Raw genomic sequence first — 13,124 nt, 5'->3', positions numbered from 1 at the left:
CTAGTCTTCCGAACCTATGTCCCTCAGGAGAGCAGCAGCAGCTGCCCTGCTCTCTTCAATCTCTTGCCGAGTTAGAGTAATTTGATTCTCCGGCTCACGCACTTCGGCCTTAGCTCGCAAATATTCCTGGAACTCAGGGTCTCGATTCTCCATCAACAAACCGAGGTCACGCAGTTCATGACCAAGTTGACTCAGTTCGTCCGCTTCAGACTCATTGAGATCCCCCACGCGAGATGCGAGATCCCGTTTACGGTCCAAGCGCGTAAGAGTTTCAAGATCTAGCTGAGAACGGAGACCGTAGATATCGCTGGTGAGCAGACTTCCCACTCCCATCCCGCGAGGGTGATCCAGGGGCTCGACAGCAGAGATTCTCCCATCAGACTCCCTTTCCAGAATCCGCACCTCGTTTTTTAGCAGGCCGGCCACGACGAGCGGATCATGGGTAGCCATCAAAACATGGCACCCCTCATCGAGCGCGCCCACTTCGCTAAGAAACCTTCTATACCTAACGCTCCAGGAAGGATTTAGGTGAGTATCAGGCTCGTCGAGCAGAAATAGGGACTCTTCTTCACGGGTGAAGCGCATCAAGCCAAGCACTAGCAGAAGTTGCTGCTCGCCCTCACTCAGCTCTCGGAAAGTCAAGGGCGTATCTGATCTGCTAGTTCTTACTCGAATCCGAACATCGTAGATCAACTCGGAAATATATGTACTCTCAAGCGCCTTGAAGAAATCGCTGTAGCTGAGGTATCCGGACGCAAGCTCGCGCGCTTTCTCGAGGCTTTCCAGGTATAGGAACAGATGCTCAGATTCAGATAGACGGCCGCCCAGCCCCGCGCGAACCTTCCGGTTCAGCCTCATCGGGGCAAGAGACAGTGCATAGAGACGATCCAAAAGCGCTCGTACCGTGCCCCTGGCTCGCCAGAAACGAGGGTCCCCACCCCTCCCCTTATCGCCCCAAGAAGGTTTCTGCATCTCGAACAGAACTGAATCAAGCCCTTCGATACCGAGCTGATCACGCAGTAGACGCATGACGGCCGGATCTTCGTCAAGGAAGAACGAAAGTAGCACAAAATTCGAATGGACGTTGCGCGCATAAAACAACGGTCGCAAGGGGCGGTCAATACCGGCAAGCAAGTCCTTATAGAAGCGCTCTTGATGAGCTACGAAGTGTTCTTCTAGGCGATTACTCGGGCCTGAGTAGTAACCGAAAACATGTGTTGGCCGGTAGGTTGCACCTGCCGCCCCGACGAATTTCGCAGTCGATAGATGGTTACCGTCAATCGTGCATTCGAGTTTATAATCTTGCTGCCCTGAAGGCAGCTCGGACTTTACCGCCACGTCGTGACCGCCTACTTCATACTCTAAGCGATACGAAAAGGTGGGGGCCAACCCCAGATCGAGGTCTCTGAAAACGATAGTTAGAGCCTCAAGAAGATTCGATTTTCCCGCTCCGTTACGTCCCACGAGAACAGATACCGGCGATCCTCGATCAAACGAGATGGAGAAATCCTTGAGATTCTTGAAGCTATCAACTTCGAACTTGACGATCCTCATCAAGGAATCCTCTCGATGTGAACGTCACTATCGTTAGGGCGGTGGATCGTGATCTTGCCTTCATGTGATAGCTTCCGCAGAACCACAAAAAAGCTATCAATAGCCGAATCTTCGAGTTCCAGATCCCTAAACAGATCCTCCGGTGTCATAGGGTGGCCAGCCCTGCTAAGCGAAGCGAGCAACTGCACTGAATTAGTGTCTGATTGGAGTGTCACTTTCTTCCGTGGTGCTGCTTTGGACGCAGCACGCTTGCGGGGTTTGGGAGTTGCATTTGCCATAGATGAGCTAGCCTTAATTCTTGAAACGGCGAGTTGCGCAAGGTCCTTCTGTCTATCCGGCGCCACTCGTTTAGTGATCGCATGTGCCACCGCCCCGTAGGCACAAGAATTCACTGCATCACGTTCCAAGGCACGCAGCCGCCCAACTGAGGCATTAGCGTCTTCTACAATCTGTTCGAGCGCCTCGGTCGCGATGTCTAGAAGCTGGCCCAACCTGATCTGGTCGGGAATTTTCCTAACAGGCACGGGAAGCTCTTGTACGTCACGCAAGTTCAACCGAGGCATGTTGATACCTCTAAGCCGGCTACGGAACCACGCTTGGGCTGACCCGCTTCGGAGCCAGTGAGCGAGGTACGAACTATCGATTTCCTCGCCTGGACGAATGCGAGCTGTGCCCTGGGTGATATGTGCGCCATCTAGTTCCTCTGGCACGATGGCAACACGAAGGCTGCGAATGATTCCTAGCAGCACGTCTCCCGTCGAGAGCTGAGCCCGCGAATACTGCTCCGCAATTTCTGCAGACGTGTGCTTCAAGCTATCAGCGGCGATGTAACCATCCCTCAAGTCCTGGCCACGGATGTACGGAACGCCGGTTGCATCATTTATGTCAGGGCCAGGCTGATGGATTCCATAGACGATGGGTGAATCAGAAGGCACGACATCTGCTGCTGCTAGCCATTTACAGGAGAGAGCTGGGTCTACGGACCCTGGATTTCCAATAGGCCGGTCGCCAAGAAGGGCCAAGTCCCGCATGTCTGCGGGCATTCGTTCGGCTGTATACGTAAGGCTGGCCAGTCCACTTAGTGACGCATCAATCGATGATTGGATGGAGCGTGCCGTATCAACGATTGCTTCCTGAGTTGCCCGTGACGGTACCGGGAAAGGAAGGGACCTAAATCGATTCAAGCCGAGATGGGCAATATTTGTGGTGGACTTTGCAATTTCGGAAAATACACCCGAATACAGATAAGCCCGAAATACGATCAGTGCGAACTCTGGAAGAATCTCGCTGTGTGGCCGAAATCTAATTACCGTGTTCTGAAAGTACAGTTCCTCTGGTTCGCCACGATAAAGAGCCGCTCGCCCAACCAGCTCTCTGCTCTGGCCTTCACACAGGAGCACGTCTCCGTCTCGGAGACGGTACTTCTCTCTAGCTGCACCTGTGAAGCGCATAGTGGTCAAATCGTTCAGATCAAGAGCGTCGTCCTGAACGTTGGCGACCCTGAGATAGGGAAGAAGACCGTTCCCATGCGTGGTATCAGGCGAGCGCTGTTGTCCCACGATCGCCTCGCCGGCTTCCCCTACGGGACATACTTCCCAGGATGAGGGATAGATACTCGCATCAATCATGAGGTTTGTGTGCGATCGGGAGAGCCAGCGGCCTCGACGAAAGAGGTCAACAATTTCTCGATCTCTTGGATATTGGACTGCACCGCATCTAGTTCATCAGTCATACTGCGCGTAGATTCGAGCATCCGTTCAACTGTCACAGTGCTCGTATGAGCGGCATCTGAATGCGACGTTATAACGTCCAGTCGATAATTGTTAGCAGCCAGATCCGACACGCTCATAGACCGAAATCGGCTACTTTCCTTACGTGCACTTCGCCCCATTGCATCAGGCCCGTAGCATTTTACAAAGTCTTGCAGGTCCTCGCTAGTGAATTGACGCCTCTTACCGAAGGATGCCTGTCCTTCACGGAGGTCATAGAACCAGGTGTCCGACGTGGTTCCGTCGGCACAGAAAAAAAGTACAGAGGTGCGAACACCGGAAGCGTAAAAGATCCCGGTCGGCAACTTCAGTACGGTGTGGAGCCGGAAATCATGCACCAGCTTAGTCCGGATGGATGTAGCCACTCCTTCCTCAAACAACACGTTATCTGGAACAACGATTGCCGCACGCCCATTCTTGGCAAGGTTCTTGTAGGCATGCTGCAGGAAGGCCAATTGTTTATTTCCCGTTGGGAAGTCGAGCAAGTCGTTCTGCTCTCTGGTCAGACTTCCCTTCACTCCAAAAGGTGGATTCGTAAGGCACAGGGAGAAGCCTTGCTCGCGCGGCTTTTGGTGCAGAGCGTCACCCAATATCACCTCACCCTGCAGATCGTGCAGGATCAGGTTCATCAAGCCTAGCTTTCGTACATCGGAAACCAGCTCGACCCCGGAAAGCTGGGGGGTGCTTCCGTTTTCATCCCGTGCATGAAGCCCTGCTGCGATCAAAAATCCACCAGTCCCAGCAGCAGGATCGTAAACACTGTCATCCGGTGTTGGCTGGCAGGCTTGGACGATAGCCTCAACTACAGCCCGGGGCGTGAAGTATTGCCCCGCTCCGTACCTCGACTCTTGGGCATTTTTTTCGATCAAACCCTCATACACGTCGCCGATTCCGTTTTGGCGGGCCCTGTACCAGTCGATATCATCAATCGCCTGCACCAACTGATCGAGGGATGTGGGCGAGCTAATCGCCGTTTTAGCTCCTGCGAAAATATCCCTCACCGTTGCATTGCGTGCCTCACCGAGAAGCTTTAGCGATTTTCTGTAAGCATTCAGCTTTTCCGCCTCAGAGGCGGCGCTTAGCTTTTCCCAACCAGCCTCATTCGGGATCGCCTTCTCGACCCCCAGCTCCTTGGCAAGCTTGAGGAACAAAAGATAGGTAAGTTCGCTGAGGTATTCGTGGTAGGTGATTCCGTCGTCCCTGAGTACCCCGCACAGGGCCCAGAGGCGGCGAGTGACGTCTGCGGTGTCTTGCACTTGTCATCCTTGGTTGGGGCGTGAGTGCATGTAGCCTACTGGGCCAGGCGGTGGCAACAGCGTGATGCTACTGCGTTGAGATGCAGCGATATAAGGCCCGGTCGGGTTCGAGCGAGTAACTCGGGGCGGTCTCGAGGACGTCAGCCCACCGGCGTTGCACAACCTTGGCTTCTCGGCGACAGAGGTGCGGTGAAGTCTCTGCCCAGCACATCGAGGTCCGACGCGCGGTCCGCAAGCTTGCGCTCGGAGTATGTGGAAGACAAGAAGGACGGTTGCCTGCCATTGACCAGTCAGCACTGAGCCCCCTCCGAGTCGAAGAGGGGGCTCAGTGGTTCGCTCCGCTTCCTCAAGTCCTCACAGACCTGAGACCCGCTCGACCTCTGAACAGATCTCGGAGGCGCCGCCGGGGGCCGGCAGTGGTGTACCCGGGAGAGCAGCTAGAGATGCCAAGCGCTGGCGCGGCAAAGAGCCCACGGTTGCCAGCACTGCCACCACCTCCTCCTCGCTCGCCCCCGCCAGCGCCTCAATCACCCGATCGAGTGCCTCGCTCACGTCAGTGCGCATGACCACTCGAAGCTGGCGCCTGACCTGCGTTCTTGACCGTAAGAGGCAGCAGCTTCTTCCCGGTCGGTCCGATTTGTATAGCCGTGTCCATCTGCGGGCACACCCCGCAGTCGAAGCAAGGCGTCCACCGGCAATCCTCGACCTCCGTCTCGTCGAGGGAGTCCTGCCAGTCCTCCCAGAGCCAGTCCTTGTCCAGCCCCGAGTCCAGGTGGTCCCACGGCAGGACCTCCTCGTACGTACGCTCACGCGTCGTGTACCAGTCGACGTCCAGACCGACATCAGCCAGCGCCTTGTCGGCGCACCGCATCCAGCGGTCGTACGAGAAGTGCTCGCGCCAGCCGTCGAAGCGGCCGCCGTCCTCGTAGACCGCGCGGATCACGGCGCCGATGCGGCGGTCGCCGCGGGACAGCAGGCCCTCGACGATGCCGGGCTTGCCGTCGTGGTAGCGGAAGCCGATCGAACGGCCGTACTTCTTGTCGGCGCGGATCTTGTCGCGGAGCTTTCCGAGACGGGCGTCCGTCTCCTCCGCCGACAGCTGCGGCGCCCACTGGAAGGGGGTGTGGGGCTTGGGGACGAAGCCGCCGATCGACACCGTGCAGCGGATGTCGTTCTGGCCGGAGACCTCGCGGCCCTTCTGGATCACGTTCATCGCCATGTCGGCGATCTGGAGCACGTCCTCGTCGGTCTCGGTCGGCAGGCCGCACATGAAGTACAGCTTCACCTGGCGCCAGCCGTTGCCGTACGCCGTCGCCACCGTCCGGATCAGGTCCTCTTCGGAGACCATCTTGTTGATGACCTTGCGCATGCGCTCCGAGCCGCCCTCGGGCGCGAAGGTCAGACCGGACCTACGGCCGTTGCGCGTCAGCTCGTTCGCCAGGTCGACGTTGAAGGCGTCCACCCGGGTGGAGGGCAGCGAGAGGCCGATCTTGTCGTCCTCGTAGCGGTCCGCGAGGCCCTTCGCGATGTCACCGATCTCCGAGTGGTCGGCGCTCGACAGCGAAAGAAGCCCGACCTCCTCGAAGCCCGTCGCCTTCAGGCCCTTCTCCACCATGTCGCCGATGCCCGTGATCGACCGCTCGCGCACCGGGCGCGTGATCATGCCGGCCTGGCAGAAGCGACAGCCGCGCGTGCAGCCGCGGAAGATCTCGACCGACATCCGCTCGTGGACCGTCTCGGCCAGGGGGACCAGGGGCTGCTTCGGGTACGGCCACTCGTCCAGGTCCATCACCGTGTGCTTGGACACGCGCCACGGGACGCCCGACTTGTTGGGGACCACGCGGGCGATACGGCCGTCGGGCAGGTACTCGACGTCGTAGAACGCCGGGATGTACACCGAACCGGTACGCGCCAGGCGGAAGAGAACCTCCTCGCGACCGCCGGGGCGGCCCTCCGCCTTCCACGCGCGGATGATCGCCGTCATGTCCAGCACGGCCTGCTCGCCGTCGCCGATGATCGCCGCGTCGATGAAGTCGGCGATCGGCTCGGGGTTGAAGGCCGCGTGGCCGCCGGCCAGGACGATCGGGTCGTCGATCGTGCGGTCCCGTGACTCCAGCGGGATGCCCGCCAGGGCCAGGGCCGTCAGCATGTTCGTGTATCCGAGCTCGGTGGAGAACGAAAGCCCGAACACATCGAACGCGCGCACCGGCCGGTGGCTGTCCACGGTGAACTGCGGGACCTTGTGCTCCCGCATCAGCGCCTCCAGGTCCGGCCACACGCTGTACGTGCGCTCGGCGAGGACGCCCTGCTGCTCGTTCAGGACTTCGTAGAGGATCATGACGCCCTGGTTGGGCAGGCCGACCTCGTAGGCGTCCGGGTACATCAGCGCCCAGCGGACGTCACACGACTCCCACGGTTTGACGGTGGAGTTGAGTTCTCCGCCGACGTACTGGATCGGCTTCTGCACGTGCGGGAGCAGAGCTTCGAGCTGCGGGAAAACCGACGCAGCGACTTCGGCAGGCATCTCGCGAACCTTCGTGAGCGGGGCTGATCTGACAGGACTACTGAATCTGACAGGACTACTGGACTGACCGGACTACTGGACTGACAGGGGTGACCATCCAGACTAACGCGACCGCGACGGCCTCCTGCCCGATCCACCCGATCAGATCGCCGCCCCGCCCTTGATCCGGTCCCAGGCCTCGGGCAGCTCCGCCTCCACGGCCGCCGCCCGCCGCTCCTCACGCCCGTACAGCAGCCCGTACGTGAACGCGTTCTCCCCCGCCGCGTGCGCCTGCCGTGCCAGCTCCCGCAAGGCCTCACGGACCATGACGCTGTCCTGGTGGTCGCCGAGCAGCCCCTGAAGGGACTTCATCGACTTGACCAGCCCGGCCGCCGCATCGCCGAGCGGCACGACGGCCGCCTCCGCCGCGTACCGGGTCCGCTTCGCCTTCTTCCGCGCCTCGTGCAGCGCTAGGTCGCGGTCGGCCCCGGCCGGCGACTCCATCGCCTGCTCGACCAGCGCGGACAAGGCCGCGAAGTCCTTGCGTACGGCCTTGCCGATCACCTTCTCCGGCTTCCCTCCGGCCGCCGCGAGCAGCGGCGGATCGGCGACCAGGGCGTCGAGCGAGCCCAGCAGCTCCAGGTACCTCTTGCCGTCCAGTACGGCGATCAGCCGGCGGCGCGATCCTCCGCGCCGGGCGTGCGACCAGGTACGCAGCCGGGTGCGGACCGGGCCCACCAGCAAGGGCCTCGGCAGCTCGTCCAACCCGGCCGTCAGGCGTTCCGTCAGGACCTCCTGGTCGCGGTCGACGCCCAGCTCACCGGCGAGCCACTTCAGTTCCTCGCCGATCGGGTCGGTGACGGCGCGGTCGAGGACCTTCCCGTACGACCGGAAGGCGCTGCGCATACGGCGGGTGGCGACTCGCATACGGTGCACGGAGTCGAACACGTCGCGCCGCACGGCGGGGTCGAGTTCGACGATCGCGTCCCGCTGGGCGCGGACATAGGCGAGAACGTGGTCGCCGGCAGTCACGGGCGGCTGCGGGGACCTGACCTTGCGCTTCTTTTTCTTCGGGGCCGTCTCCGCCAGCGCCCGCGCGAGCTTCGACGCCGACGCGGACGGCCGTACACCCGCCTTGCGCAGCCGTTTCTCCACCTTGTCGAGGAAGGCCGGGTCGCCGCCGTCGGCGAGTTCCACCTCGATCTCGGTCCACTGGGCCGAGCCGCCCTCCCCGGTGAGCCGTTCCGCCCGTACGGCGTCCACGCTGACCTCGGCCAGCAGCCCGCCGTCCGCGTCGACGAGGTCGCGCACATCGCGCTCGGAGCGCAGCCGGACCACGGGCGCGAGGGCCGTGTCCCGGACGCGGGAGCGGACGAGGCCGGTGAGGGTGCGGGGCACGGTGTCGGAGAGCGGCGCCTGGATCTCGTCCCGTACGCCCGGGGCCACCGGGAACTTCAGGTGCCAGCCGGCGTCCGAGCCGCCGGTGCGGCGGCGCAGGGTGATCGAGGAGGCGGCGAGGCGTTCGTCGACGGTGTCGTAGTAGGTGGCGTCCAGGTGCGCGACTCCCTTGTCGATCACGGACGCGATCCCGGCGACGCCGGTCAGGTCCGGCAGGCCGCTTTCGTCGGATTCGTACTTCCGCTCGATCTCGCGCTTTGTGTCCGCCATGCCCCGAATGTAGTGGGAGCCGGGACGGGACGGCAGGGCCTGCCCCGGATGAATCCCGGGGAAACTCAGGGGCAACCCCGAGTGCCCCTAGGCCGACATGGGCCGCTGCACCCGAATCGACTGGAGCAACCCCACCGCCACCCACACCGCGAACATCGAGGTTCCGCCGTACGACACGAACGGCAGCGGCAAGCCCGTCACGGGCATGATCCCCAGTGTCATCCCGATGTTCTCGAAGGACTGGAAGGCGAACCACGCCACGATTCCGGCGGCGACGATCGTGCCGTACAGCTCGGTCGTCTCGCGGGCGATGCGGCAGGCGCGCCACAGGACGACACCGAGCAGCAGGATGATCAGGCCCGCGCCGACGAAGCCCAGCTCCTCCCCCGCGACCGTGAACACGAAGTCCGTCTGCTGCTCCGGCACGAACTGGCCCGTCGTCTGCGAGCCGTGGAACAGGCCGGAGCCCGTCAGACCGCCCGAACCGATCGCGATGCGGGCCTGGTTGGTGTTGTAGCCGACGCCGGCGGGGTCGAGGCTGGGGTTGGCGAAGGCGGCGAAGCGGGCGATCTGGTAGTCGTCCAGGATGTGCAGTTGCCAGACGGCGATGGCGCCGATCGCGCCCGCGCTCAGCAGCCCGAACACCCACCGGTTCGAGGCGCCGGAGGCGAGCAGCACGCCCAGCACGATGATGACCATGACCATCACCGACCCGAGGTCGGGCATCAGCATCACGATCAGCATCGGTACGGCGGCCAAGCCGAGGGCCTGGAGCACCGTTCGCTGGTCCGGGTAGGGCTTGTCGCCCGCGTCCACCCGCGCCGCCAGCAGCATCGCCATGCCCAGGATGATCGTGACCTTCACGAACTCGGAGGGCTGGAGGGAGAATCCGCCGCCGACCACGATCCACGAGTGCGCGCCGTTGACCGTCGACCCCAGCGGGGTCAGCACCATCAGGATCAGGAACACCGAGGCGCCGTACAGGATCGGCACGGCCGTGCGCAGGGTGCGGTGGCCGAGCCAGACCGTGCCGAGCATCAGGGCGAAGCCGATGCCGGTGTTCAGGATGTGCCGGAGCAGGAAGTAGTACGGATCGCCCTGATTGATCTCCGTGCGGTTGCGGGTCGCCGAGAAGACCAGCACCGAGCCGATCGCCGAGAGCGCCAGCGCCGCCAGCAGTATCGGCCAGTCCAGCCGGCGGGCGAGCGAGTCACGGGCGAACAGGCGGGTCCAGCCCGCGCGCTGGGGCCCGTACCCGGATACCTGGAAGCTGTTCGCCCCCGTCATGTGAGCATCCTCCGGCTCGGCCTCCTGCGCGGCCTGCGCCGCGTGTCCCGGTTCCCGGTCGTCGGTGTCGACACGGTCGCCGCCTGCTGCTGCTCGTCCGGCTCGGCCGCGCCCTCCTGGCTGGCCCGCTGGTCCTTCGCCGGGTCCTTGGCCACCTTCGGAGCGGTGATCGAACCGTCCGTCCTGATCTTCGGCAGGCTCTTCTCCGGCGTGGGCAGCAGCGCGTTCTTCGGGTTGATCGTGCCGTCGTCGGAGACGCCGTACAGCGCGTCGTAGATGTTGCGGACGGCCGGACCGGAGGCTCCGGAGCCGGTGCCACCCTGGGAGATCGTCATGACGACCGTGTAGTCCTTGGTGTACGTGGTGAACCAGGACGTCGTCTGCTTGCCGTAGACCTCGGCGGTACCGGTCTTGGCGTGCATCGGGATCTTGTCCTGCGGCCAGCCGGTCTGGGCGAACCGCCAGGCGGCGGTACCGCGGGCGGCGACGCCCGCGAGGGCCTCGTTCATCTCGCCCAGTGTCTCCCCGCTTATCGGCAGCTTGCCGTGCGACTTGGGCTTGATCTCCTGGACGGTCTTGCCGTCGGCGCTGACGATGGCCTTGCCGACGGTGGGGTCGTACAGGGTGCCGCCGTTGGCGATCGCCGCGTAGATCGTGGCCATCTGGATCGGGGTGACCTGGGTGTCGCCCTGGCCGATGGAGTAGTTGATCTCGTCACCGGCGCGCATCTTGTTGCCTTCGAGGCAGTTCTCGTACGCGATCTTCTCGACGTAGGAGCCGTCCTTCTTCCCCGTCTTGCACCAGGCGTCCTTGTTGGCCTCGTAGTACTGCTGCTTCCACTGGCGGTCGGGGATGCGGCCGGTGACCTCGTTGGGCAGGTCGATGCCGGTCTCCTTGCCGAGGCCGAACTGGTGGGCGGCCTTGAAGAAGTAGTCCTTGGGCTGACCCTTCTTCGGGTTGATGCCCCCGTCCCTCTTCCACTCGCTGTGCGCGAGGCGGTAGAAGACGGTGTCGCAGGAGACCTCCAGGGCGCGGCCGAGGTTGATCGAGCCATAGCTCTGCGACTCGAAGTTCTTGAAGACCTGGCCGCCGACGTTGTACGCGCTGGAGCACTCGTAGTTGCCGTCGAAGGGGTAGCCGGCCTCGACGGCGGCGGCCGTCGAGATCACCTTGAAGGTGGAGCCGGGCGCGGACTGACCCTGGATGGCCCGGTTCAGCAGCGGGTAGTTGGAGTCCTTGCCGGTGAGCTTGGCGTAGTCCTTGGCGGAGATGCCGCCGACCCAGGCGTTCGGGTCGTAGCTCGGGTTGGACGCCATGGAGACGATGCGGCCGGTCTTGTTCTCCATCACGACGACCGCGCCGGAGTCGGCCTTGTAGTTCTCCTGGGTGTTGCGGTCGAACTCCTTGCGGGCCTTGACCATCGCGTCGTTCAACTCGTACTCGGCGACCCGCTGGACGCGGGCGTCGATGCTGGTGACGAGGCTGGAGCCGGACTGGGCCTCGTCGGCCGCGGCCTCGCCGATGACGCGGCCGAGGTTGTCGACCTCGTAGCGGGTGACGCCGGCCTTGCCGCGCAGCTCCTTGTCGTACTGGCGCTCCAGGCCGCTTCGGCCGACCTGGTCGGAGCGCAGATAGGGCGAGTCGGTGTCCTGGGCCTTGGTGATCTCTTCGTCGGTGACGGGCGAGAGGTAGCCGAGCACCTGGGCGGTGTTGGCCTCGCCGGGGCCGGCGTAGCGGCGCACGGCCTCCGGCTCGGCGGTGATGCCGGGGAAGTCCTCGGCGCGCTCGCGGATCTGGAGGGCCTGGCGGGCGGTGGCCTCGTCGGTGATGGGGATGGGCTGGTACGGCGAGCCGTTCCAGCAGGGCTGCGGCGTCTTGGCGTCGCACAGCCGGACCTTCTGCATGACGTCCGCGGGCTTCATGCCCAGGACGCCGGCCAGTTTGGCGAGGACGGCCTTGCCGTCGTCCGGCATCTTCAGCAGGTCGGTACGGGAGGCGGAGACGACGAGCCGGGTCTCGTTGTCGGCGAGCGGCACTCCGCGCGCGTCCAGGATCGACCCGCGTACGGCGGGCTCCACGACCTGCTGGACGTGGTTGCCGGAGGCCTCCTTGGCGTACTCCTCGCCTTCGCGGATCTGGAGGTACCACAGGCGGCCGCCGAGCGTGCCGAGCAGGGAGAGGACGAGGATCTGGATGACGACGAGCCGGATCTGGACCCGTGGGGTCCGGCCGGTCTCGGGGATGTTGGTCACTGCTGCTGCCTCCCCCTCTCAGTGTGCGGACGTGTGTGCTGACGTGTGTGCGCGTACGAATGATGAACGACGAGCCTGTGAGGCCACGTTCCGCCGGAACGTCCCCCGTTCGAGTGCTCTTTTCACTGGCGCGCTCCGCGCTCGGGCTCGTGCGCTCACAACCGCTTGACCCCCTTGATGCGGCCGGCACGGGCCGTGCGGACCCGGGCGGCCTTCGTCTTCAGCCCGTTGCGCTGGCCCCCGATCCGCAGGCCGGTGCCCGAGGAGAGCCAGCCGGAGGAGATGTCGGTGACCTTGCCGGCGGAGCTGGTCTCGGCGAGCGGGTCGTTCTCCGCGCGCCGGGCCAGCGCCATGATCCCGGGGACGACGAACGGGGCGAGCAGCAGGTCGTACAAGAGGGCCGTGAACAGCAGGCTGCCGAGGCCCACATGGCGGGCGGCGGTGTCGCCGACGAGGGCGCCGACCCCGGCGTACAGCAGGGTGGAGCCGATGGCGGCGGCGGCCACGACGACCATGGGGCCGGAGGCGGACTTCAGGCGGCCGTGGTCCGGTTTGACGAGTCCGGCGAGGTAGCCGATCACGCAGAGCACCAGGGCGTAGCGGCCGGCCGCGTGGTCGGCGGGCGGGGCGAGGTCGGCGAGCAGGCCGGCGCCGAAGCCGACGAAGGCGCCGCCGACATGGCCGTAGACCATGGCGAGGGCGAGGACTGTGAGCAGCAGCAGGTCGGGGACGGCGCCGGGGAGGTGGAGGCGGGCGAGGACGCTCACCTGGAGCACCAGGGCGACGACGACCAGGGCGGTGGACAGCAGGATCCGGTTGACGCGCATGGGCTACA

At 63.6% G+C, this 13,124-nt stretch carries 8 protein-coding genes; all 8 read right to left on the bottom strand.

The genetic code is table 11. The features are described 5' to 3' along the window. Complete coding sequence (locus AB0I77_RS01475; RefSeq protein WP_363280224.1) at positions 1-1,554, bottom strand: AAA family ATPase; 1,554 nt, start codon at positions 1,552-1,554, stop codon at positions 1-3. Further along, entirely contained in the window at positions 1,554-3,182 is a 1,629-nt protein-coding gene (locus AB0I77_RS01470; protein ID WP_363280223.1) for a restriction endonuclease subunit S, read from the bottom strand. Before AB0I77_RS01470 ends, AB0I77_RS01475 begins: the two co-directional genes overlap by 1 nt. Then, positions 3,179-4,579, bottom strand: coding sequence for an N-6 DNA methylase (locus AB0I77_RS01465; RefSeq protein ID WP_363280222.1), 1,401 nt, complete (start codon positions 4,577-4,579; stop codon positions 3,179-3,181). Before AB0I77_RS01465 ends, AB0I77_RS01470 begins: the two co-directional genes overlap by 4 nt. Before the next feature lie 553 nt (positions 4,580-5,132). Then, positions 5,133-7,103: a TIGR03960 family B12-binding radical SAM protein gene (locus tag AB0I77_RS01460; RefSeq protein ID WP_363280220.1), complete on the bottom strand. Its 1,971-nt coding sequence runs from the start codon at positions 7,101-7,103 to the stop codon at positions 5,133-5,135. Between the two features lie 141 nt (positions 7,104-7,244). Further along, on the bottom strand, positions 7,245-8,750 hold the full coding sequence (locus tag AB0I77_RS01455) for a CYTH and CHAD domain-containing protein (RefSeq protein WP_363280219.1): 1,506 nt from the start codon (positions 8,748-8,750) through the stop codon (positions 7,245-7,247). Between the two features lie 87 nt (positions 8,751-8,837). Continuing rightward, on the bottom strand, positions 8,838-10,037 hold the full coding sequence (rodA, locus tag AB0I77_RS01450) for a rod shape-determining protein RodA (RefSeq protein WP_363280218.1): 1,200 nt from the start codon (positions 10,035-10,037) through the stop codon (positions 8,838-8,840). Further along, positions 10,034-12,289: a penicillin-binding protein 2 gene (mrdA, locus tag AB0I77_RS01445; protein WP_363280217.1), complete on the bottom strand. Its 2,256-nt coding sequence runs from the start codon at positions 12,287-12,289 to the stop codon at positions 10,034-10,036. The genes rodA and mrdA overlap by 4 nt, the downstream gene beginning before the upstream one ends. A 155-nt stretch (positions 12,290-12,444) precedes the next feature. Continuing rightward, positions 12,445-13,116 carry a rod shape-determining protein MreD gene (gene mreD / locus AB0I77_RS01440; protein ID WP_363280216.1) on the bottom strand — a complete coding sequence of 224 codons (672 nt, stop codon included), beginning with the start codon at positions 13,114-13,116 and terminating at the stop codon, positions 12,445-12,447. Between the last annotated feature and the right edge of the window lie 8 nt (positions 13,117-13,124).

Source organism: Streptomyces sp. NPDC050619 (assembly GCF_040654815.1).
Classification (GTDB): domain Bacteria; phylum Actinomycetota; class Actinomycetes; order Streptomycetales; family Streptomycetaceae; genus Streptomyces.
This window is presented reverse-complemented; position numbering and strand designations above follow the sequence as displayed.